The sequence below is a fragment of the Pseudomonas sp. A6 genome (genome assembly GCF_052367875.1).
Classification (GTDB): domain Bacteria; phylum Pseudomonadota; class Gammaproteobacteria; order Pseudomonadales; family Pseudomonadaceae; genus Pseudomonas; species Pseudomonas citronellolis.
The window spans coordinates 634439-657263 of record NZ_CP198970.1 but is presented as its reverse complement, the minus strand read 5'-3'; the positions used below and the strand labels follow the sequence as shown (position 1 = coordinate 657263).

Genomic DNA, 22825 nt, shown 5'->3' with positions numbered 1-22825 from the left:
GGTGTGGCGGGCCTTCCATCAAGCCGCAAGGCCCGCGTCCCGTCAATCGGCTTCGCGGCTGCCCGAGCAGTTGGGCTTGCCGGCGGCGAAGCGCTCGCTGGCATCCACCGCCACGTGGAACTTGCGCAGGCCCTTGGCGCCCATCAGGAAGGGGTAGTTGAAGTGGCTGCGGTCGACCAGGTTGACCTCGATCACCTGCTGGTCGCCGCCCAGGCACACCGGCAGCAGGATCACCGGGCGCTCGCTGAGGGCCACCGGGTTCTCCTCCTCGTCGTCTTCCTCGCGGCCGTCGGCGCGGTTCTTGATCTTGGAGATGCGCGCCAGCTTGTGCTCGTACTGCGAGTCGCCGCCGTCCTTGGTGGCCAGGCGGAAGCGCACCCACTCGTCGCCGTCGCGCTGGAACAGCTGGATGTCCTTGGCCGACAGCGACGAAGTGTAGGCGCCGGTGTCCATCTTGGCCTGCAGCGTCTGGCTCAGCTCGGGCAGGCCGACCCATTCGTAGCGCCCGTACAGCTTGGGCTCGGCGGCGAGGGCCAGGCCGGGCAGGACGAGCAGCGAAAGCAGGGCGAGAACGGGTTTCACGGGAATCTCCAGGGCAGTTCGGGATGCATGGCGCATAGGACTACCACGCCAGCCCGGGGTTCGCCAGCGGCCGCTGTCAGGCGTCGAACAGCGAGCCGCGGCGGCGGTCCAGGCCGCTCCACAGCGTTTCCAGGTTGCGGAAGCCCCACTGCGCCGGCGACTCGCGGCCGACGATGCGCTCGCGGCCCTTGAGCGTGGCCAGGTCGAGCACCTGCTGGGGAATCGCCGCGCGCGTGCGGATCGAATAGAACACCTTGAGCACCGGAGTGAGCAACGCCTCGGGATGCTGCTCCAGCACCACCGCCAGGCGCTCGCTCTCCAGGCGCACCAGCGAGCCCACCGGGTAGATGCCCAGGCATTTGACGAAGGCGCGGAACACCTGCTCGTCCAGGTGCGTGCCGCACCACTGGCCCATGCGCCGGATCGACTCGGCGGGGTCCCAGCCGGCCTTGTAGGGGCGGTCGGAGGTGATGGCGTCGTAGATGTCGCAGACCGCGCCCATGCGCGCGAACAGGCTGATCTGCTCGCCGGCCAGGTGGTGCGGGTAGCCGCTGCCGTCGAGCTTCTCGTGGTGGTGCAGGCACACGTCCAGCACCAGGGCGCCGACCTGGCGGCCCTGGATGAGGATGTCCAGGCCGCGCTGCGGGTGCTCGCGGACCCGGGCGAACTCCTGCTCGTCCAGGCGCCCCGGCTTGTTCAGCAGCTCCATGGGCACATGCATCTTGCCGATGTCGTGCAGCAGCCCGGCCGCGCCCGCCTCGCGCACCAGCGCCTCGTCCAGGCCGAGCTGGCGCGCCAGGGCGATCATCAGCGCGCACACCGCCACCGAGTGCAGGTAGGTGTATTCGTCGGCGTTCTTCAGCCGCACCAGGCTGATCAGCGCATTGGGATGGCGCTGCACCGAGGCGGCGATTTCCTCCACCAGTTCCTGGGCGTGCTCGCCATTCACCGCCTTGCCCATGCGCGCGTCCTGGAACATCGCCATGACCGCGCGCTTGGACTGCACGCACAGCCGGTGCGCCGCGCGCAGTTCGTCTTCCATGGCGCGCCAGGGCTTCTCCGGCGCCTCCTCGGGCGAGGCCGGCAGCGGTGCGGCGGGCTCGCCGGGGGTCAGCGCGGGGCGGGGCGCGAGGCCCTTGGCCGGGTCGATCAGCACTTCGTGCACGCCGCTCTCGCGCAGGCGCTTGAGGTCCTCGGGGTCTTCCAGCAAAAAGCGCCGGCGCCAGAACGGGTGCTCCATCCAGGAGCCGCACAGTTCGTGGACGTACATACCGAGGGTCACGTCCTTGACCGGCAGGCGCACATAGAAGGAGTCAGGCATGGCAGGCAATCATCGGGGCAGGTTCCCAGAGCATAGTGCGCCGGCGCACGTCGCGGGAGGGGGTGGCTTGGGCTGGCCGCGCCGCCTGCGTATCATGGCCGCGCCAACCGGAACAAGGAATCGCACCGCCATGTGGGCCACGCTGACCGGAATCGTCACCAGCCTCCTGTTGCTGCTCAACACCCTGATCCTGATCGGCCCGATGCTGCTGATCGCCCTGCTCAAGCTGGTGCTGCCGGGCAAGGCGCTGAAGGACGCCTGCTCCAACGGGGTGATGTGGATCGCCGAGACCTGGGCGGAGATCGACAAGGCCATCTTCGCCCTGATGACGCCCACCGTCTGGGACATCCGCGGCGGCGACCAGCTGCGCCGCGACACCTCCTACCTGGTGGTGAGCAACCACCAGTCCTGGGTCGACATCCCGGCCCTGGTCCAGGCCTTCAACCGCAAGACGCCCTACTTCAAGTTCTTCCTGAAGAAGGAGCTGATCTGGGTGCCCTTCCTCGGCCTGGCCTTCTGGGCCCTGGACTACCCCTTCATGAAGCGCTACTCCAAGGCCTTCCTGGAGAAGAACCCGCAGCTCAAGGGCAAGGACCTGGAGATCACCCGGGCCGCCTGCGAGAAGTTCAAGGGCATGCCGGTGACGGTGGTGAACTACCTGGAAGGCACCCGCTTCACCCCGGCCAAGCAGGCCCAGCAGCAGTCTCCCTACCAGAACCTGCTCAAGCCCAAGGCCGGCGGCGTGGCCTTCGTGCTGGCCGCCCTGGGCGAGCAGCTGGACGCCATGCTCGACGTCACCGTGGTCTACCCCAAGGGGCCCAAGCCGGGTTTCTGGGACCTGCTCAGCGGCAGGGTGCCGCGGGTGATCGTCGACATCCGCACCCACGGCATCGACCCCGCGCTGTGGCAGGGCGACTACGAGAACGACGCGGAATTCCGCCAGTACGTGCAGGCCTGGGTGTCGCGCCTGTGGGAAGAGAAGGACGCGCGCATAGACGCGCTGCGCAACGAGTTCTGAACTAGATTGCCTTGCCGGCCACGGTGGTGGCCGGGGTCGAAGGCAGCGGGGCGCTCTCCCAGAGCTTGCCGAGGGTGCCCAGCAACTGGCTGTTCAGGCCCTGCTTGACCAGGTAGTCGAGCATCACGCTGGCGAACTGGTCGACCATGCCTTCGCTCATACCCAGCACGTTGAACACCTGGTCGACGTCCTGCAGGTTCTGGATGCCGCCGAGCAACTGCCCGGCGCCGCCCAGCAGGGCGCCGATGCCGCCGCCGAGGTTGCCCGAGGACAGTTGGTCCAGCCCCGGCAGGCTCTTCTGCAACTGCGTGCCCTGGCTGTCGTCCAGGCGGTTCATGGCCAGGCCGATCAAGGCGCCGGCGCCACCGATGGCCTGCTCGTCGCTGATGTTCAGGCGCTGGCCGAGGGTCTCCACCAGGCCGTTGGCAGCCGTTGCTGCGGCACCGGACTCGGCACTGGGGATTTCCTCGAAGGTCTCGGCGGCGGCCGGGAAGGCCACCAGCCAGGCGCAGGCGGCGAAGATGGGAAGGGCTCGGGCGATCATCGGAGGCTCCGCGACAGGCAGGTCCCGCCTCGGCATGGGCGGTCAACGGATTCGACTGATGGCCGCGTCCTTCGTTCCGAGCGCCCCTACGTTGTTTGCAGAACGCGCCGGAGTGCTTTCGTAGGAGCGAGCTTGCTCGCGAATGAGCCCCGCAGCGGAGTCTGTTCGCGAGCAAGCTCGCTCCTACAATACGTCCACCTGTAGGGGCGGGCCCTGCCCGCGAAATCGCGCGCAGGGCGCGCTCCTACAAAGGGAATGCTGTGAAGGGGTATCCGTACTGCGAATCGCGCCATGATGTCCGGCTATCGCGGACAAGGTCCGCTCCTACAATGGAACGCCATGCCTCTCGGTGGACTGTAGTCGGGCGTCAGCCGCCCACGCCCCACAGGCTACCCAGGCTGCCCAGCAGGTCGCTGCTCACGCCCTGCTTGCCGAAGTAGTCCAGCAGCACGCCGGCGAACTTGCCGGTCATGCCCTGGTCCATGCCCAGGGTGCTGAAGGCGCTGTTCACGTCGCCCATGCTGTCGACGTTGCCCAGCAGGCCCTTGGCGCCGGTGCCGCCGAGGTTGCCCAGGCTGCCGCCGAGGCCGCCCAGGGCGTTGGCGCCGCTGAGCTTGTCCAGGCCCGGCACGGCCTTCACCAGTTGGGTGTAGTCGGTGCCGCTGAGTTTGTTCTTGGCCAGGCCGAGCAGCGCGCCGGTGCCGCCGACGGCTTGCTCGTCGCTGACGCCCAGTTGCCCGGTGAGGGCGCCGAGCAGGCCGCTGGTCTGCGGGGTGGAGGCCACCTGGCCCGGGTTGCCGCCCTCGGCCACGCCGGACACCGCCTTGGCGGCGTCACCCAGGTTGAAGGCGAAGGCGGAACTGGCGGCGAGCAGCGCCGCGGCGGCGCAGGTGACACGGAATCTGACGGTCATCGACATCTCCTGATGCAGTGGCGTCCGGCGCCGAAGGTGAGCCGGACGCTGGTTGGACTGGCGCCGGGTGCCATTGTTCCGCCACCCCGGCGCGATATTGCGGCCCCGCGCCCCGGGCCACGACGAATGCCTGTCGATCACCTCGAAAAGCCCCTTCAGGTCTAGCACAGGCACGCCGCCGCGCCAGCCCGGCCGACCACCGCAACGGCTCTGGAACGCCCCTCGCGCAGCACCGCCCTCCCCGCCTATGCTTGCGGGAGCCGAACAAGGACCCATCATGAGCGAGCCCTTCATCCTCACCCCGCGCATCGCCCGCATCCTCCCCTGGCTGGTGGCCGTCGCCTTCTTCATGCAGGCGCTGGACGGCACCATCCTCAACACCGCGCTGCCGAGCATGGCCCGTTCGCTGAACGAGGACCCGCTGCGCATGCAGGGGGTGGTCATCGCCTACCTGCTCACGGTGGCGCTGCTGATCCCCGCCTCCGGCTGGGTCGCCGACCGCTTCGGCACGCGCCGGGTGTTCATCTTCGCGATCTTCCTGTTCAGCCTCGGCTCGCTGTTCTGCGCGCTCTCGCCGAGCCTCGGGGTGCTGGTCATCGCCCGCGTGGTGCAGGGCCTGGGCGGCGCGCTGATGATGCCGGTGGGGCGCCTGGTGATCCTGCGCGTGTACCCGCGCAGCGACCTGGTGCGGGTGCTCAGCTTCGTCACCATCCCCGGCCTGCTCGGCCCGCTGACCGGCCCGACCCTCGGCGGCTGGCTGGTGGAATACGCCAGCTGGCACTGGATCTTCCTCATCAACATCCCGGTGGGCCTGCTCGGCATCGTCTTCGCCATCCGCCTCATGCCCGACCTGCGCGGCGCCGCGATCAGCCGCTTCGACGGCCCCGGCTTCCTGCTCTTCGGCGGCGCCATGGTGCTGATCACCATCGCCCTGGAAGGCCTGGGCGAGCTGCACATGCCCCACGTACGAGTGGTGATGCTGCTGATCGGCGGCCTGGTACTGCTGGCCGCCTACTGGCTGCGCGCCCTCAACGTCGAGGCGCCGCTGTTCCCGCCCAGCCTGTTCAAGACGCGCACCTTCGCCGTCGGCGTGCTGGGCAACCTGTTCGCCCGCCTGGGCAGCGGCGCCCTGCCCTTCCTCACGCCGCTGCTGCTGCAGGTGGGCCTGGGCTTCGCGCCGGCCAAGGCGGGCATGACCATGATCCCGCTGGCGGCCATGGCCATGGTGGTCAAGCCGCTGGCCAAGGGCATCCTCGACCTGTTCGGCTACCGCCGCCTGCTGGTGGGCAACACCCTGCTGCTGGGCTCGCTGATCGCCGGCCTGGGCCTGGTCGACCAGGACACGCCCTACCTCTGGCTGCTGATCCACCTGGGCCTGCTGGGCGGGGTCAACTCGCTGCAGTTCACGGCGATGAATACCCTGACGCTGATCGACCTGCGCGACGACAACGCCAGCGCCGGCAACAGCCTGCTGTCGGTGGTGATGCAGCTGTCCATCGGCCTCGGCGTGGCCTGCGCGGCGGCGCTGCTGGGCGGCTTCAAGAGCGACGTGGAGGTCAACGCCGGCGACGTGCTGGGCGCCTTCCACGCCACCTACCTGAGCGTCGGGCTGATGTCGATGGCGGCGGCGGCGATCTTCTTCCAGCTGGCCCGCGACGACGGCCGCTCGGCCCAGGCGCCACGGCGCCTGGAGCCCGACGACGGGCACTGAGTCAGGGCTTGCAGGTGGGCGGCGTGGTCAGCGTCTTCGACACGTCCACGGCGCCCAGGTGCTCCAGGCTGCGGCGGCCCAGCAGCACCGGGTAGTCGCTGCCCTCGCGGTCGGCCAGGGCGAACTGCTCGCGGTAGACCTTGTCGCCCAGGCACAGGTCCATGCTCACCACCGGGCGATGCTCGATGCCGTTGGCGCCGCGAACCTTGAGGGTGCGCTCGACGGGCCGCTCGAAGGGCAGGCGCTGCACCTGGCCGGTCGCCGCATCCTTGACCAGGATGTCGTACTGCACCCAGCGCTGCTCGTTCTTGCGGATCTTCACCAGGTTGCGCGCGTCCATCACCGAGGTCTGCACGCCGGTGTCCAGGCGCACCTTGAGCAACGCGTTCTCCGGCATCAGCCTGGCCTGCTCGACCCAACCCCAGGTGGCCGGCTGCGCGGCGAACAGCGTGGGGCAGATGAAGGCCAGCAACAGGCCGGCGAGGCGCGGTTTCATGGATCGGGCTCCGGAGTCGGGGGCAATGGCAGTACAGATGGCCTACGCCAATCAGGCAACAAAAAACCCCGGATGTTTCCATCCGGGGTTTTCGGCGACGCCAGGGAATCTTAGTTGATTACCTGAACGCGCTCGGCTTGCATGCCTTTCTGGCCTTGCACGACTTCGAAGCTGACCTTCTGGCCTTCGGCCAGAGTCTTGAAGCCGTGGCCTTCGATGGCGCGGAAGTGAACGAAGACGTCCGGGCCGCTCTCAGGGGTGATGAAGCCGTAGCCTTTGGTCTCGTTGAACCATTTGACGGTGCCGTTCTGACGATTCGACATGGTGTTCTCCTTGGAACGTAGATGTAGAAATAGCCACAAAAGAGTGGCAGGAACTGAGTTGCAAGGAGTTACAAGGAGTCGAGCAGGACGGGGTGGAATAACCGACCGCATCAGGTCACGATCGACGGCGACCCATGCAAACACAGTGCAGGCACTCTACGACAAAAACCTGCGGAAAGCGAATCTGTATAAAAATACACTATTCGACCGTCCGTCCGTTTCAGACGGGTGGCGGGCAAAGCCAGTGGATTCGCGGGTTTTACCGGTTTTCCAGGGCCCGGCGGGGCCTGTGCTGCTACACTGCGCGCCCACACGCCTGTCGGGTTTTTTCTTCGTGACCTCCACCGCCTTCTCCAGCCTGCCCCTCTCCGCCGACCTGCTCGCCAACCTCGAAGCCCTCGGTTACAAAGAGATGACGCCAATCCAGGCCGCCAGCCTGCCGGTCATCCTCAAGGGCCGCGACCTGATCGCCCAGGCCAAGACCGGCAGCGGCAAGACCGCGGCCTTCGGCATCGGCCTGCTCAGCCCGCTGAACCCGCGCTACTTCGGCTGCCAGGCGCTGGTGCTGTGCCCGACCCGCGAGCTGGCCGACCAGGTGGCCAAGGAGATCCGCCGCCTGGCCCGCGCCGCCGACAACATCAAGGTGCTGACCCTCTGCGGCGGCGTGCCCTTCGGCCCGCAGATCGGCTCGCTGGAGCACGGCGCCCACGTGGTGGTCGGCACCCCGGGGCGGGTGCAGGAACACCTGCGCCGCGGTTCCCTGGTGCTCGACGGGCTGAACACCCTGGTGCTGGACGAGGCCGACCGCATGCTCGACATGGGCTTCTACGACAGCATCGCCGACATCATCGGCCAGCTCCCGGCGCGCCGGCAGAGCCTGCTGTTCTCGGCCACCTACCCGGCCGGCATCGAGCAGTTGGCGGCGAAGTTCCTGCGCCAGCCCGAACGCGTGGAAGTGGAGGCGCTGCACGACGACAGCCAGATCGAACAGCACTTCTACGAAATCGAGCCGCGCCAGCGCATGGACGCCGTGGTGCGCCTGCTGCAGCACTTCCGCCCGCAGTCCGCCGTAGCCTTCTGCCACACCCGCCAGCAGTGCGTGGAGCTGGCCCAGGCGCTGGACGCGCAGAAGATTTCCGCCCTGGCCCTGCACGGCGACCTGGAGCAGCGCGAGCGCGACCAGGTGCTGGCGATGTTCGCCAACCGCAGCTGCAGCGTGCTGGTGGCCACCGACGTGGCCGCCCGCGGCCTGGACATCGAGGGCCTGGAGGCGGTGATCAACGTCGAGCTGAGCCGCGACGCCCAGGTCCACGTGCACCGCATCGGCCGCAGTGGCCGCGCCGGCGAGAAGGGCCTGGCGCTGTCCCTGGTGGCCCCGGCCGAAGCCTCCCGCGCCCAGGCCATCGAAGACCTGCAGGGCAAGCCGCTGAACTGGGAGCGCATCGACTTCCTGCGCGCCAACCCGGCGCCGCTGCTGCCGCCGATGACCACCCTGAACATCGCCGGCGGGCGCAAGGACAAGCTGCGCCCCGGCGACATCCTCGGCGCCCTCACCGGCGACGCCGGCCTGCCCGGCAGTGCGGTGGGCAAGATCGCCATCTTCGACTTCCAGGCCTACGTGGCGGTGCAGCGCGACCAGGCCAAGGCGGCGCTCAGGCGCCTGCAGGAAGGCAGGATCAAGGGGCGTTCGTTCAAGGTGCGCATCCTCTGACGCGCGGGGCTCTTCGTAGGAGCGAGCTTGCTCGCGAACGGAGTTTCCTGGTCATAACAGTGCATGAGGTCACCGCCGTCCCCTCTCCCCAACCCTCTCCCTGAAGGGAGAGGGGGCTTGTCCGTGCCGAGAGAAGGAATGGTTTCAGCCGAACATCACCGTGCTTACCGGCTAACTCCAGAACACCCAACTCTGCCCAACGGTCCCCTCTCCCTTCAGGGCGGGGCGCGCAGCCGAGGGTTAGGGAGAGGGCGCTCTTCAGGGCAAGCACCTTTCGCAAGCAAGCTCGCTCCTACGAAAACCTTCCCCCCGCAACCAATAGCCGCGCGCCAGGCGATCCGCTAGTCTCAGCGCAGAGACACCTCGGAAGTCCCCGACGCGCATGCTTTCCTCCCCCTTGTTCGAGACCCTGCGGCGCCTGTGGGCGCTGGACAAGTTCGCCTACAGCCTGCGGGTGTTCATCGCCCTGGCCGGGGCCATGGCCGCCTGCCTGCTGCTGGGCCGCACCGAACTGGTGATCCCGCTGTTCCTCGGCATCATCGCCAGCGCCCTGGCCGAGACCGACGACCACTGGCTGGGCCGCCTGAAGGCGCTGCTGGTGACGCTGGTGTGCTTCCTCATCGCCGCGCTGGCGGTGGAGCTGCTGTTCCCCTACCCCTGGCTGTTCGTCGCCGGCCTCGGCCTGTCGGCCTTCGGCATGACCCTGCTGGGAGCGCTGGGCGAGCGCTACGCGGCCATCGCCTCGGCCACCCTGATCCTCTCCATCTACACCATGATCGGCGTCGACCAGCGCGGCGGCGCCCCCGGCGACCTGTGGCAGGAGCCGCTGCTGCTGGTGGCCGGCGCGGCCTGGTACGGCGCGCTCTCGGTGCTGTGGAACGCGCTCTTCGCCAACCAGCCGGTGCAGCAGGTGCTGGCCCGCGCCTACTTCGAGTTGGGCGAGTACCTGAAGATCAAGTCGACGCTGTTCGAACCGCTGCGCCAGCTCGACGTCGAGGACCGGCGCCTGGCCCTGGCGCGGCAGAACGGCAGGCTGGTGGTGACGCTCAACCAGGCCAAGGAAACCATCCTCAGCCGCCTCAGCCACGGCCGCCCGGGACCCAAGCTGAGCCGCTACCTGAAGCTGTACTTCATCGCCCAGGACGTCCACGAGCGCGCCAGTTCCTCGCACTACCCCTACAACCGCCTGGCCGAGGCCTTCTTCCACAGCGACGTGCTGTTCCGCTGCCAGCGCCTGCTCAACCAGCAGGGCAAGGCCTGCCAGGCGCTGTCGCGGGCCATCCGCCTGCGCCAGCGCTTCGACTACAACGACAGCGAGCAGGCCCTGGCCGACCTGCAGGCCTCGCTGGAATACCTGCGCCAGCAGGGCAACCCGGCCTGGCGCTCGCTGCTGCGCTCCCTCGGCGCCCTGGCCGGCAACCTCGCCACCCTCGACCAGAAGCTCAGCGGCGCGAGCAACCCCGACGCCCTCGCCGAGGAACAGGACAGCGCCCTGCTGGACCGCTCGCCGCGCTCGCTGCGCGATGCCTTCGAGCGCATCCGCCAGCAGCTCACGCCCACCTCGCTGCTGTTCCGCCATGCCCTGCGCCTGGGCCTGACGCTGACCGCCGGCTACGGCGTGCTGCACCTGATCCACCCGACCCAGGGCTACTGGATCCTGCTGACCACGGTGTTCGTCTGCCAGCCCAACTACGGCGCCACGCGCATCCGCCTGGTGCAGCGCATCCTCGGCACCCTCGTCGGCCTGGTGGCCGGCTGGGCGCTGATCGACCTGTTCCCCAACCCGCTGGTGCAGTCGCTGCTGGCGGTGGTCGCCGGGGTGGCCTTCTTCGCCACCCGCAGCACCCGCTACACCCTGGCCACCGCGGCCATCACCCTGCTGGTGCTGCTGTGCTTCAACCAGGTGGGCAACGGCTACGGGCTGATCCTGCCGCGCCTGTTCGACACCCTGCTCGGTGCCTTCATCGCCGGCCTGGCGGTGTTCCTCATCCTCCCCGACTGGCAGGGCCGGCGCCTGCACAGCCTGGTCGGCGGCACCCTGGCCTGCAACGCCCGCTACCTGCGCGAGATCATGCAGCAGTACGCCAGCGGCAAGCGCGACGACCTCATCTACCGCACCGCCCGGCGCAACGCCCACAACGCCGACGCAACGCTCTCCACCACGCTGTCGAACATGCTTCTGGAGCCCGGCCACTTCCGCAAGGACGCCGAGCTGGGCTTCCGCTTCCTGGTGCTCTCGCACACCCTGCTCAGCTACCTCTCGGCCCTGGGCGCGCACCGCGACCGCCTGCCGGAGTCGCCGGCCAACGCGCTGATCGACGAAGCCGCCGCACAGCTCACCGCCAGCCTCGACGACATCGCCGCCAGCCTCGCCCAGCGCAAGCCGGTGGCCATCCACAGCGATGCCGAGGAAGACCTGGCCAAGCGCCTGGAACAGGTGCCGGAGGAGCTGGAGGACCCGCAGCGCCTGGTGCAGACGCAACTGGCGCTGATCTGCCGCGAGCTGGTGCCGCTGCGCAGCCTGGCCGCGCACCTGCTGAAGAAGGAAATCGGCGCCGAGCAGGAAGCCGCCGCCTGAACCCGGCTCAGGGCCCGCGCAGGTCCATGAAGGCGTCGTAGCTACCGTCCTCGCGCATCAGCCGCAGCTCGCGGTTGAAGTCTTCGATTATCTGCGCGTGGCGCGGGTTGGCGCGGCTGACCAGGATGTACAGCGGGTTCTCCGCCAGCGGCTGGGGCAGGAACTCCAGCTTGTGGCGCTCGTCCTTCAGGTCGTGTTCGAGGATGTAGCGGGCCGTCCACTCGTCCTCCAGGGTCAGCTCGACGCGGCCGGCGACCACCATCATCGCGGCATTGGGGAAGGACAGCACCGGCACCTTGTGCAGCCGGTTGTCCTCGTTGAACTCGGGGGTGTAGCTGTAGCCGCGGACTACAGCGATGCGGAAGGGGTAGAGGTCGGCCAGGCGCTCGAAGACGATGGGCGAGCCCTTGCGCTTGAGGAAGCGCAGGCGGTTCACCAGGTAGGGCTCGGAGTACTGCCCGAAGGTCTCGCGCTCGGCGCTGTACCAGGAATCCACCAGCACGTCGTACTCGCCGTTGCGCACCCCGTGCAGGGCGCGCGGCCAGGGCACCTGGGCGTAGTGGATGGCGTAGCCGGCGCGGGTCAGCGCGGTGCTGACGAAATGCACCGCCAGGCCGCGGCCGGGCATCTGCGCGTCGGCGTAGGGCGGCCAGCGGTCGGCGACCAGGTTCAGCGGCTCCTCGGCCTGGGCGCAGAACGGCAGGACCAGGGCGATCAGCAGGGCACGCAGCAGCATGGCTCTCCTTGCTCGAGGCCCGCGCCCCGCTACCGGCAAGCGGGCGGACTCAGAAAAGCATCGCCGCGCGCAGGCTCATTCCCCCACCGGCTTCGGGCAGAACACCGAAGGAATAGGCGCTGTCTGGCGATCCCTCAAGGAACAGATTGTAGGTGAAGTTGGCAGCGAGGTTGCCCACCGCCATGCCCACCAAGGTATCGGTTGGGTAGTGCTTGGAGCCTTCCACCCGCGCCAGCGCGGTCAGCCCGTCCACCGTGTAGAGCCCGGCCTTGGCGGTGAAGCGCAGGGTCGGGTCCATGTCGATGTAGTCCAGGTTGCGCCGGGTGAAGCTGTTGTGCACGGCGGTCACGGCCGTGTGCTTGGAGGGGAAGGAGTCGTCGGGAATGCCGTCGGGGCGGTCGCGCCCGGACACCTCCTTCCACTCCTCCACCAGGCCGGTCACCGCGTAGCGGTCGGTGGCCAGCAGCGCCAGGTTGCGCCCACGCCAGGCCCACTTCTCCTCGCCCTCGCTGCCCCTGGGCGCAGCCACCAGGCCGGTGACCACGCTCAGCGCGGTGCTGGCGTTGAGCATGTGGTCGGCGGCGGAGTTGGCGTCGCCGCCGAACAGCCATTCGTGGTTGGCCGCGGACTTCTGCCACTTGTGGTCCCAGTTGCCGGCGGCGATCACCGCCGCGCCGGCCACCGGCGCCCAGGTGCCGGGGTCGAGCACGGCGCGCTGGGCGGAGTCGCCGACGCGCGACCAGCTCATCTGCGGGGAGCCGGCGCAGCCGGCGAAAAGGGCGGATGACAATAGGGTCAGGGCCGCCAGGGTGCGGTAGCTCATGGTTTCCCCCGTAGTCCGTCCGCAAGGGGACGGTAAGGAATTTTCAGAAAACCTACAGGGTAGACGCCTCAGTCCCATCCGACCTGCCGTCAGTCACTTCTTAGTCTGTCCATTTGTTTCGAGCAGCCCCTTGAGCAGGTCGATGGGCATGGGGAAGACGATGGTGGAGTTCTTGTCGCCGGCGATGCTGCCCAGCGTCTGCATGTAGCGCAGCTGCATGGCGCCAGGCTCGCGGGAGAGCATCTGCGCGGCCTGCATCAGCTTCTCCGAGGCCTGCAGCTCGCCCTCGGCATGGATCACCTTGGCCCGCCGCTCGCGCTCGGCCTCGGCCTGGCGGGCGATGGCGCGGACCATGGACTCGTTGAGGTCGACGTGCTTGATCTCGACGTTGGCCACCTTGATGCCCCAGGCGTCGGTCTGCGCGTCCAGCACCTTCTGGATGTCCAGGTTCAGGCGCTCGCGCTCGGCCAGCATCTCGTCCAGCTCGTGCTTGCCGAGCACCGCGCGCAGCGTGGTCTGGGCCAGCTGGCTGGTGGCGGCGAGGAAGTTCTCCACCTGGATGATGGCCTTCTGCGGGTCGAGCACGCGGAAGTACACCACCGCGTTGACCTTCACCGAGACGTTGTCGCGGGAGATCACGTCCTGCGGCGGCACGTCGAGCACCACGGTGCGCAGGTCGACGCGGACCATCTGCTGCACCACCGGGATCACCAGCACGAGGCCGGGGCCCTTTACCTTCCAGAAGCGGCCGAGCTGGAACACCACCCCGCGTTCGTATTCACGCAGGATGCGCAGGGCGCTGACCACCAGCATCAGCAGCAGGACCAGCGCCACCAGCAGTCCGAAGGGAATACCCATCAGTCACCTCCCGATTCGTCGTCGGCCACCACCTCCAGGCGCAGGCCGTCGCGCGCCAGCACCTTGACCCGCTGGCCGGCGCGCAGGGTCCGGGCGCAGCGGACCTGCCACTGTTCGCCCTGCAGTTGTACCCAGCCGGCGTGGGCATCCCCGTCGGCCACCGCGTCCACGGTCGCCAGGCTGCCCACCAGGCCGGCCGCGCCGCTGACCACCTGGCGCTGCCGGCTCTTCATGGCCACGCCCAGCACCCCGGCGATGAACAGCGCGCTGACCGTGGCCACGCCGACGATCAGCCCCAGGGGAATGCCGAAGCCCGGCGCGTCGGTATCCAGCAGGATCAGCCCGCCGATCACGAAGGCGGCGATGCCGCCGATGCCCAGGCTGCCGTAGCTGGGCACAAAGGCCTCGGCGGCCATGAAGGCCAGGCCGAGGACGATCAGCGCCACCCCCGCGTAGTTCACCGGCAGCAATTGCATGGCGTAGAGCCCGAGCAGCAGGCAGATGCCGCCGAGCACGCCGGGCAGCGCCAGGCCGGGGTTGGCGAATTCGAAGATCAGCCCGTACACGCCGATCATCAGCAACAGCAGCGCTACGCTGGGGTCGGTGATCACCGCCAGCAGGCGGGTGCGCCAGTCGGGCTGGTGCTCAACCCAGGCGAGACCGGCGCTGTGGATGCTCAGCGCCTGCCCCGCCACCTGCACCTTGCGTCCGTCGATGGCGCGCAGCAGTTGGTCGAGACCAGCGGCCTGCAGGTCGACCACCTTCTGCTTCACGGCTTCCTCGGCGGACAGGCTGACCGCCTCGCGCACCGCGCGCTCGGCCCATTCGGCATTGCGCCCGCGCAGCTGCGCCAGGCCGCGGATGTAGGCCGCCGCGTCGTTGACCTGCTTGCGCTTGAGGGTGTCCTCCTCGCTGACGGCGGGCTTGCCGTCCTTGCCCTGGGGCTTTTCCGGGGCGCCGGGCGCGCCGATCTGCACCGGGGTGGCGGCGCCCAGGTTGGTGCCCGGGGCCATGGCGGCGAGGTGGCAAGCATAGAGGATATAGGTGCCGGCGCTGGCCGCCCGCGCGCCGCTGGGGGCGACGTAGCCGACCACGGGGATGGGGCTGGTGAGGATAGCCTTGACGATGTCGCGCATGGCGCTGTCCAGCCCGCCGGGGGTGTCCATGCGCAGCACAACCAGAGGCGCGCCCTCGTCCACGGCGCGTTGCAGGCCGCGCACCACGTAGTCGGAAGTCGCCGGGCCGATGGCCCCGTCCACCGTCAGCACCACCGCCGGCGGGGCCGCCAGCGCCCCGGCCGCGAACAGCAGCAGGAGCAAAGCACAGCGGCGAAACAGCGTGAGCATGGCACGCCTCCCCGGCCAGGACCGAAGCGGCGCCGCGGGCGAATGAAGGGGCGGCGCCTTTCTACAGCATAGTCCTCTGCCCTGGGATGCCCGTGGAGGGGTGTTGCAGGGTGTTTTGCGGGAGAACTCCTAGCCGGATTCTCGTAGGAGCGAGCTTGCTCGCGAATGGAACTCCCCGGCGATTCCGCTGCCCTGGCTTGGCTCCGCTCCCTCTCCCTAACCCTCGGCTGCGCGCCCCGCCCTGAAGGGAGAGGGGACCGTTCGGAGTGCGCTGATGTTTCGGCGTTGGCCGGCTAGCACAGGGACTACCGGCTGAAACCAAGCCTTCTCTCGGCACGGACTAGCCCCCTCTCCCTCTGGGAGAGGGCTGGGGTGAGGGATGCGGAGGAGCACCTGTCTCGCAGGCTGCGCCGAGGCGCTCTTCGTAGGAGCGAGCTTGCTCGCGAATGAGCCCCCGCAGCGGAGTCTGTTCGCGAGCAAGCTCGCTCCTACGGGAAGCCGTGCCCGCCGTTATGGCGGGTCGTCGACATACAAGGAGCGGACTCCGTCCGCGATTCATTCGCCCCGCGCCGACATACAAACGAAAACGCCGTTCCCCCCTCACGGAAGAAACGGCGCTTTCACCTTCGGCCTCAAGCCGAAGAGAGCGGCCCGGTCAGCCCTTGAACACGTCTTCCACCGACTGCAGCGGATAGTGCTTCGGATACGGCAGGGTGGCCACGCCGCTCTCGATGGCGGCCTTGGCCACGGCATCGGAGACCACGGTGATCAGGCGCTTGTCCATGGGTTTCGGGATGATGTACTCGCGGCCGAACTCCAGGGACGACACGCCGTAGGCCTCGCACACGTCCTTGGGCACCGGCTCCTTGGCCAGGTCGCGCAGGGCCAGGGCGGCGGCGATCTTCATTTCTTCGTTGATGCGGGTGGCGCGCACGTCCAGGGCACCGCGGAAGATGAAGGGGAAGCCCAGCACGTTGTTCACCTGGTTCGGGTAGTCCGAACGGCCGGTGGCCATGATCACGTCGTTGCGGGTGGCGTGGGCCAGTTCCGGCTTGATCTCCGGGTCCGGGTTGGAGCAGGCGAAGACGATCGGGTTCGGCGCCATGCGCTTGAGGCCTTCGGCGCTGAGCAGGTTGGCGCCGGACAGGCCGACGAACACGTCGGCGCCGTCGAGGGCATCGTCCAGGGTGCGCTTGTCGGTCTCGGTGGCGAACACCGCCTTGTACTGGTTCAGGTCGGTGCGGCCGGCGTGGATCACGCCCTGGCGGTCGATCATGTAGATGTTCTCGACCTTGGCGCCCACGCTCACCAGCAGCTTCATGCAGGAGATGGCGGCGGCGCCGGCGCCCAGGCAGACGATCTTCGCGCTTTCCAGGTTCTTGCCGGCGATTTCCAGGGCGTTGAGCATGCCGGCGGCGGTGACGATGGCGGTGCCGTGCTGGTCATCGTGGAACACCGGGATGTCGCACTGCTCGATCAGCGCGCGCTCGATCTCGAAGCACTCCGGCGCCTTGATGTCTTCCAGGTTGATGCCGCCGAAGGTGATGGAGATGCGCTTGACGGTGTCGATGAAGGCCTGCGGGCTCTCGGCGTCGACCTCGATGTCGAACACGTCGATGCCGGCGAAACGCTTGAACAGCACGCCCTTGCCTTCCATGACCGGCTTGGAGGCCAGCGGGCCGAGGTTGCCCAGGCCGAGGATGGCGGTGCCGTCGGAGATCACCGCGACCAGGTTGCCCTTGCCGGTGTACTTGTAGGCCAGTTCGGCGTCACGGGCGATCTCGCGGACCGGCTCGGCCACGCCCGGGCTGTAGGCCAGCGACAAGTCGCGGGCGGTGACGGTCGGCTTGGTCAGCTCGACGCTGAGTTTCCCGGGGCGGGGTTGCGCGTGATATTCGAGGGCAGCGGTCTTGAGATCAGACATTTTTGGCACTTCCGCTTTATTGCTTGTTGGACAGACGGGCGACCGAGCATACGCGGGAAGAAAGCGCCTGCCAAGATAGCTTCAGGGCTCCGGTGTCAATGCTGCTAACGCACGATTTTCAACCATTCCCCGGGTTTTGGCTGACCAGTTGGATACAAATCGTTTAGCAATCGTATACGAGAAATCGCGTCAGATTCCGGCTCGTTTCCGCCCTTTGCCAGCTGTTCCAGGCTTTGCCCGGCCTTCGCCTGGACCAGCTGCAGGCGCCGCGGCTCGGCCAGTTTCCGTTCGTCGGCGCGCAGCGGGCGGAAACTGCGGATCACCGAGAGGAACTCGGCGTCGCGGCTTTCCAGCGAGGCGCGGCCTTTGACCACACCCACGAACAGGTAGGCGCCCTGGTCCTTGTAGATCACCGCCACGCGCCGCGCGGGCGAGCCGGGGATCACCGCGGCGGCGCCCTTCAGACCGGCCTGGTTCAGTTCCTGCTCGTCGGCCAGGCGGCCGCCGGCGCCCTTGCGCAGGTATTCCAGCGGGCTCAGCTGGCCGTCGCGCGGCACCAGCTTCATGCCGATGTAGGCCTGCTGGTCCTCGGGGTAGCCGATCAGCGCGGTGGGCTGGTTGAGCATGCCCCAGCCCCTGGGATAGCTGAGGGTGAAGCCCAGCTCGCCGTGGTAGAAGCTTTGCCCGCGGCGGATGCCGGACTCGGCGGAATCGCCGAAGGGCATGCCGTCGATGGCCTTCAGGTAGCGGTCGCGGCCGACCTCCTGCTGGCCGCCGGCCAGGGCCTGAGCCGGGCCCAGCACCTCCTGCAGGCGCCGGTCGTTGTCCGGGTGGGTGTCGAACAAGCCGTGATACCCCACCGGCTGCACCGTCTCGCCCTTGGCCTGGGCGACCTGGCGGGCGTAGTCCTCCTGGTTCTTCAGCACCCGCACCACCTGGATCATCGCCTTGGGGTCATAGCCGGCGCGGGCCAGGTACTTGGCGCCCAGGCCGTCGGCCTGCAGCTCCATGTCGCGGCCGTAGCCGCGCACCACGGCGGTGCCGAGGACGTTGGTGAGGTCGCCGGCGGCGCTGACCCCGGTGCCGATGGCCACCGCCGCGCCGAGCACGTTCCAGGCGCTGGCCTGGCTCTGCTGGCGCACGCTGTGGCGGGCGGTGACGTGGCCGATCTCGTGGCCCAGCACCGCGGCCAGCTCGGCTTCGGAATTGAGGTAGGCCATCAGCCCGCGGTGGATGTAGATGTAGCCGCCGGGCAGGGCGAAGGCATTGATGTCGGGGCTGTCGACCACGGTGAAGCGGTACTGCAGGGTGGGCCGGTCGCCGACCCGGGCGACGCGCTCGCCCACCTGCTGCACGTAGGCCTGGAGCTTCTCGTCGGCGTAGCGCGGGTACTGCTTGGCCGCCTCCTGGCTGGCCTGGCGGCCGAGGGCCAGCTCGTCCTGCTCGCTCATGGTGACGAAGTCGGTCTCGCCGGTGGCGGGGTTGACCGCGCAGCCGCCCAGCACGCCGCTCAGGGCGAACAGGCAGGTGAGCAACAGCATCCTTGTCTTGGTCATGGCAGCAGCTCCAGCATGGCCGGGTCGGTGATGGGCAGCATCCAGCGTGCCTGCCCCGGTTTCACGGCGCCGCGCGCGGAGCGGTCGATCACCCAGCCGCGCGCTTCCAGGGTGCGCCCGGGCAGCGCCTCCAGCGTGCGCTTATCGAACGCTTTCAACAGCTTAGGCTCGATCCGCAGTACCAGCGAACCGTCCATCTCCAGCCACAGGCCACCGCGGTTGCGCTGCACCTGGGCGACGCGCCCGCGGACGATGGCGAAGCCGCTCTGGCGCAGGCTTTGCGCGTCCTGCACCGGTGGGCGTTTCCACAGGCCACGGCCGGCCTTGCGCGCCTCGCGCTCGGCAGCCTGCTGGCAGGCGGTCAGCTCGGTGTTGGGCGCCACCGCCACCAGGTAGCCCAGGCCTTCGGCCAGCAGTTGCGCCTCGATGTTGCGCCCCTGGCGGTCGTACAGGTGCGCCAGGGTGCGGCCGTAATGGTCCTTGCCCTGGCGTCCGAGCTGCAACCCTAATTCGCCGTCGTTGGCCGCCACCAGCGCCTGCAGGCGTTGCCGCGCGGCCTCGGCGAAGGGCTCGGTGCTGCGCCCGCCGTGGGCCAGTTCCGGGGCGTTGACGCCGATCAGGCGCACGTTGCGGCCATCGGCCAGCTTCAGGGTGTCGCCATCCACCACCCGCGCCACGCGCACCGTGCCGGCGCCGCTGGGCGCCGGGCAGGACGCCGCCAGGGCCGGTGCGCCCAGGCAAATCGCGAGCACAAAAAAGGCGCCCCGCAGGGGCGCCTTTTTCAGCAGATCGGGAAAGGCCATCAGGGCTTTTCCGGAAATCGCTCTTACTTCTTGCCGCCGAACATGGCGAAACGCTGGTTGAAGCGATCGATACGGCCGCCGGTGTCCACGACTTTCTGCTTGCCGGTGTAGAACGGGTGGCATTCGGAGCAGACGTCCAGGTGGATGCCTTTGCACAGGGTCGAACGGGTCTTGATCACGTTGCCGCAGCTGCAGGTGGCTTCGATTTCTTCGTACGCGGGATGGATTTCCGGTTTCATGATGTCTTCCTCTGGTTGGTGTGCCGCCACCCAGTCTCTGGCAGAAGCCGAGCCACGGCCTTCGAGGACCGCGGGCGGGATCTTTACCGGGCACCGCACGCAAATTAAGGGCGTGGATCATACCAGAGACTTCCGCCAGCGCAAGTCGGGGCGCCGACCGACCGTCGCCGCGGCCCGTGCTAAGATCGCCGCCTCACCACGCCCCGGAAAGCCCACAGCGTGCCCCGACCCAGCATCCTGCGCCTCGCCCTGCCCTCGCCGCTGCGCCGCCTGTTCGACTACCTGCCGCCGCGCGGGCTCGACCCCAGCCGCCTGCAGCCCGGCGTGCGCCTGCGCGTGCCCTTCGGCCGCCGCGAGATCGTCGGCGTGCTGGTGGAGCTGGCGGACAGCTCGGAAGTGCCCGAGGACAAGCTGCGCCCGGCGCTGGCCGTGCTCGACCGCGAGCCGCCGATGCCGGCGCACCTGCTGGAGCTGTGCCGCTGGACCGCGCAGTACTACCAGCACAGCCTCGGCGACACCCTGTCCTGGGCGCTGCCCAACCTGCTGCGCCAGGGCGAACCGGCCGAGGCGCGGGTGCAGCGCTTCTGGCTCGCCGTCCCCGGCGCGCGCCTGGACGACCCGCGCCTGGCCCGTGCGCCGCGCCAGCGCCAGGCCCTGCAGACGCTGCAGCAGCACCCCCACGGCGTGCTCCATGAACTGCTCGGCCAACTGGACATCAACAAGGACAGCCTCGACCTGCTGGTGGAAAAGGGCCTGGCCACGCTGGAGAGCCGCCGCCACGTGCCGGCGGAGCATCACGGCGGCTGGCTGGCCCAGGCCGAACTGCCGCTCAACGCCGAGCAGCGCGCCGCCTGCGAAGCGGTGCGCGCCGGCTTCGGCGCCTTCCACAGCTACCTGCTGGCCGGAGTCACCGGCAGCGGCAAGACCGAGGTCTACCTGCAGCTGATCCACCAGGTGCTGGAGGCCGGCAAGCAGGCGCTGGTGCTGATCCCGGAGATCAACCTCGGCCCGCAGACGCTGAGCCGCTTCGAGCGCCGCTTCAACGCGCGCATCGCCCTGCTGCACTCGGCGCTGACCGACCGCGAGCGCCTGGACGCCTGGCTGGCGGCGCGCGACGGCGAGGCGGACATCGTCATCGGCACCCGCTCGGCGCTGTTCACCCCGCTGAAGAACCCCGGGCTGATCATCATCGACGAGGAGCACGACGCTTCCTATAAACAGCAGGAAGGCCTGCGCTACCACGCCCGCGACCTGGCCCTGGTGCGCGCGCGCCTGGAGAAGGTGCCGATCCTGCTCGGCTCGGCCACGCCCTCGCTGGAAAGCCTGCACAACGCCGCCAGCGGCCGCTACGGCCTGCTGCGCCTGACGCAGCGCGCCGGCGGCGCCCAGGCGCCGAAGTTCCAGCGCCTGGACGTGAAGAGCCTGCCGCTGGACGCCGGCCTGTCGATGCCGCTGCAGCGCGCCATCGGCGAAACCCTCGGCGCCGGCCAGCAGGTGCTGGTGTACCTGAACCGCCGCGGCTTCGCCCCGACCCTGCTGTGCCACGACTGCGGCTGGATCAGCCAGTGCCCGCGCTGCGACGCACGCATGACGCTGCACCAGGGCTCCGGCGAGCTGCGCTGCCACCACTGCGACCACCGCGAGCGCCCGCCGCGCCAATGCCCCAAGTGCGGCCAACTGGACCTGCGCCCGGTCGGCGCCGGCACCGAGCGCGCCGAGGAGCGCCTGCGCATCCTCTTCCCCGACTACCCGGTGCTGCGCATCGACCGCGACAGCACCTCGCGCAAGCACGCCATGCGCGACCTGTTCGCCACCATCAACAAGGGCGAGCCGTGCATCCTGGTCGGCACCCAGATGCTCGCCAAGGGCCACCACTTCCCGCGCGTCACCCTGGTGGCGATCCTCGACGCCGACGGCGGGCTGTTCTCCGCCGACTTCCGCGCCAGCGAGCGCATGGCCCAGCAGATCGTCCAGGTCGCCGGCCGCGCCGGGCGCGCCGAGGAGCCCGGCCGGGTGCTGATCCAGACGCACCTGGCCGACCACCCGCTGCTGGTGCAACTCACCGAGCAGGGCTACTTCGCCTTCGCCGACCAGGCCCTGGCCGAACGCCGCGCCGCCGGCCTACCGCCGTTCTGCCACCTGGCCCTGCTGCGCGCCGAGGCGCACAAGCCGGGCCAGGCCGAAGGCTTCCTCGACGAGGCCTGCGCCGAAGCCGAGCGCCTGCAGGCGCAACTGGGCAGCGACGTCGAGCTGCTCGGCCCGGTGCCGGCGCCCATGGAACGCCGCGCCGGCCGCTTCCGCGCCCAGCTGCTGCTGATGAGCAGCGCCCGCGTGCCGCTGCACCGCCTGCTGTCGTGCTGGCTGCCGATCCTCGAAAGCATGCCCGGCGGGCGCCAGGTGCGCTGGTCGCTGGACGTCGATCCGATCGATCTGTTCTAGAAAAGCGGCTGCAAGCTGAAAAGCTCCGTGGGCGCGAGGGGCTTGCGGGGCGCGCAACTTCTTGCACGGCCTATCTTGCGCAGGGTTGTGGATAGACCGCTGGAAGCCTTTGTTCACGCTGCCTGCAAGGGGATGGCAAGTTCTTGCACAGCAGCGCGCAAGAAGTTGCGCAGAAAGTCCCTGTAACGCCTTCGGACAACAGCTGCAGGTTTGCTGCAGCTCCCAGGAGGCGGGCGCTGCAGGGTTGCTGGCACGCAAATTGTGTTGCCAGGGCTCCCACTGGGTCGTGAACCCCGGGGCCATCAACTCACACGGCAAGGAGAGCTTTCATGCCAACACCCGCGTATCTGTCCCTCGAAGGCACCAAACAGGGCCTGATCACCGCCGGCACCTTCACCGAGGACTCGGTCGGCAACATCTTCCAGGAAGGCCACGAAGACCAGGTCCTGGTCCAGGCGTTCAACCACCAGGTCATCATCCCGCGCGACCCGCAGTCCGGCCAGCCGACCGGCCAGCGCGTGCACAAGCCGCTGATGATCACCAAGGTCTTCGACAAGTCCTCGCCGCTGATCTTCAACGCTCTGACCTCCGGCGAGCGCCTGAACAAGTGCCGCCTGGAGTGGTACCGCACCTCCTCCACCGGCACCCAGGAGCACTACTTCACCATCGAACTGGAAGACGCGGTGATCGTCGACGTGCAGTCGCGCATGCCGAACTGCCAGGACCCGAACATGGCGCATTTCACCCATCTGGAAGACGTCTACTTCACCTACCGCAAGATCGTCTGGACCCACGAGGTTTCCGGTACCTCCGGTTCCGACGACTGGCGCACCCCGATCGCCTCCTGATCGGTCGCGACACATGCTGTTCACATCGGCCGGGTTTCCGGCCGATGTGTCTTTTC

At 68.7% G+C, this 22825-nt stretch carries 20 protein-coding genes; 6 read left to right on the top strand and 14 right to left on the bottom strand.

Annotated features, from left to right (window positions below; genetic code table 11):
* Positions 1-42 precede the first annotated feature (42 nt).
* Together rloA2 and ACTWJ5_RS02925 are read right to left on the bottom strand one after the other, a co-directional pair.
* Positions 43-582, bottom strand: coding sequence for a retropepsin-like aspartic peptidase RloA2 (gene rloA2, locus ACTWJ5_RS02930; RefSeq protein WP_074984146.1), 540 nt, complete (start codon positions 580-582; stop codon positions 43-45).
* 76 nt (positions 583-658) lie between these two features.
* On the bottom strand, positions 659-1903 hold the full coding sequence (locus ACTWJ5_RS02925) for an HD-GYP domain-containing protein (protein WP_444437439.1): 1245 nt from the start codon (positions 1901-1903) through the stop codon (positions 659-661).
* Positions 1904-2033: 130 nt separating this feature from the next.
* Here ACTWJ5_RS02925 and ACTWJ5_RS02920 point away from each other — a divergent pair, with 130 nt between their 5' ends.
* Positions 2034-2921, top strand: a complete 888-nt coding sequence (locus ACTWJ5_RS02920) for an acyltransferase (RefSeq protein WP_116425491.1) — start codon at positions 2034-2036, stop codon at positions 2919-2921.
* A 1-nt stretch (position 2922) separates the two neighbouring features.
* On the opposite strand, the gene ACTWJ5_RS02915 is transcribed toward ACTWJ5_RS02920, so the two are convergent.
* Positions 2923-3465 (bottom strand): DUF2780 domain-containing protein, encoded by a 543-nt coding sequence (locus ACTWJ5_RS02915; RefSeq protein WP_444437438.1) that lies wholly within the window; start codon positions 3463-3465, stop codon positions 2923-2925.
* Between the two features lie 367 nt (positions 3466-3832).
* Positions 3833-4378 (bottom strand): DUF2780 domain-containing protein, encoded by a 546-nt coding sequence (locus tag ACTWJ5_RS02910; RefSeq protein ID WP_444437437.1) that lies wholly within the window; start codon positions 4376-4378, stop codon positions 3833-3835.
* A gap of 277 nt (positions 4379-4655) precedes the next feature.
* Here ACTWJ5_RS02910 and mdtD point away from each other — a divergent pair, with 277 nt between their 5' ends.
* Positions 4656-6089 carry a multidrug transporter subunit MdtD gene (gene mdtD / locus ACTWJ5_RS02905; protein WP_444437436.1) on the top strand — a complete coding sequence of 478 codons (1434 nt, stop codon included), beginning with the start codon at positions 4656-4658 and terminating at the stop codon, positions 6087-6089.
* Position 6090: 1 nt separating this feature from the next.
* Here mdtD and rloA3 read toward each other — a convergent pair whose 3' ends face one another.
* Both rloA3 and ACTWJ5_RS02895 read right to left on the bottom strand, forming a co-directional pair.
* The gene (rloA3, locus tag ACTWJ5_RS02900) at positions 6091-6585 is read right to left on the bottom strand and encodes a retropepsin-like aspartic peptidase RloA3 (RefSeq protein ID WP_061560539.1); all 495 of its coding nucleotides are present in this window, start codon (positions 6583-6585) and stop codon (positions 6091-6093) included.
* 110 nt (positions 6586-6695) lie between these two features.
* Entirely contained in the window at positions 6696-6908 is a 213-nt protein-coding gene (locus ACTWJ5_RS02895; RefSeq protein ID WP_009615451.1) for a cold-shock protein, read from the bottom strand.
* Between the two features lie 334 nt (positions 6909-7242).
* Here ACTWJ5_RS02895 and dbpA point away from each other — a divergent pair, with 334 nt between their 5' ends.
* The gene (gene dbpA, locus ACTWJ5_RS02890) at positions 7243-8619 is read left to right on the top strand and encodes an ATP-dependent RNA helicase DbpA (protein ID WP_074984162.1); all 1377 of its coding nucleotides are present in this window, start codon (positions 7243-7245) and stop codon (positions 8617-8619) included.
* A 382-nt stretch (positions 8620-9001) separates the two neighbouring features.
* Positions 9002-11197, top strand: a complete 2196-nt coding sequence (yccS, locus tag ACTWJ5_RS02885) for a YccS family putative transporter (RefSeq protein ID WP_444437435.1) — start codon at positions 9002-9004, stop codon at positions 11195-11197.
* Between the two features lie 7 nt (positions 11198-11204).
* On the opposite strand, the gene ACTWJ5_RS02880 is transcribed toward yccS, so the two are convergent.
* The 8 genes from ACTWJ5_RS02880 to rpmE form a co-directional block, all read right to left on the bottom strand.
* Positions 11205-11933 carry a substrate-binding periplasmic protein gene (locus tag ACTWJ5_RS02880; protein WP_074984166.1) on the bottom strand — a complete coding sequence of 243 codons (729 nt, stop codon included), beginning with the start codon at positions 11931-11933 and terminating at the stop codon, positions 11205-11207.
* 49 nt (positions 11934-11982) lie between these two features.
* Complete coding sequence (locus ACTWJ5_RS02875; protein ID WP_444437434.1) at positions 11983-12756, bottom strand: phosphatase PAP2 family protein; 774 nt, start codon at positions 12754-12756, stop codon at positions 11983-11985.
* A gap of 93 nt (positions 12757-12849) precedes the next feature.
* Positions 12850-13617: a slipin family protein gene (locus ACTWJ5_RS02870; protein WP_116425498.1), complete on the bottom strand. Its 768-nt coding sequence runs from the start codon at positions 13615-13617 to the stop codon at positions 12850-12852.
* Positions 13614-14960: an NfeD family protein gene (locus ACTWJ5_RS02865; RefSeq protein ID WP_444437433.1), complete on the bottom strand. Its 1347-nt coding sequence runs from the start codon at positions 14958-14960 to the stop codon at positions 13614-13616. The genes ACTWJ5_RS02870 and ACTWJ5_RS02865 overlap by 4 nt, the downstream gene beginning before the upstream one ends.
* A gap of 655 nt (positions 14961-15615) precedes the next feature.
* Entirely contained in the window at positions 15616-16884 is a 1269-nt protein-coding gene (locus ACTWJ5_RS02860) for a malic enzyme-like NAD(P)-binding protein (protein WP_116425500.1), read from the bottom strand.
* A 104-nt stretch (positions 16885-16988) separates the two neighbouring features.
* Complete coding sequence (locus tag ACTWJ5_RS02855) at positions 16989-18440, bottom strand: M48 family metalloprotease (protein ID WP_256514008.1); 1452 nt, start codon at positions 18438-18440, stop codon at positions 16989-16991.
* A complete protein-coding gene (locus tag ACTWJ5_RS02850) occupies positions 18437-19243 on the bottom strand; it encodes a thermonuclease family protein (protein WP_253410863.1) in 807 nt (268 codons plus the stop codon). Before ACTWJ5_RS02850 ends, ACTWJ5_RS02855 begins: the two co-directional genes overlap by 4 nt.
* 23 nt (positions 19244-19266) lie before the next feature.
* A complete protein-coding gene (gene rpmE / locus ACTWJ5_RS02845; protein ID WP_009615432.1) occupies positions 19267-19482 on the bottom strand; it encodes a 50S ribosomal protein L31 in 216 nt (71 codons plus the stop codon).
* Between the two features lie 219 nt (positions 19483-19701).
* Here rpmE and ACTWJ5_RS02840 point away from each other — a divergent pair, with 219 nt between their 5' ends.
* Positions 19702-21921 (top strand): primosomal protein N', encoded by a 2220-nt coding sequence (locus tag ACTWJ5_RS02840; protein ID WP_444437432.1) that lies wholly within the window; start codon positions 19702-19704, stop codon positions 21919-21921.
* Between the two features lie 329 nt (positions 21922-22250).
* Positions 22251-22769, top strand: a complete 519-nt coding sequence (locus tag ACTWJ5_RS02835) for an Hcp family type VI secretion system effector (RefSeq protein WP_043269424.1) — start codon at positions 22251-22253, stop codon at positions 22767-22769.
* Positions 22770-22825: the final 56 nt, after the last annotated feature.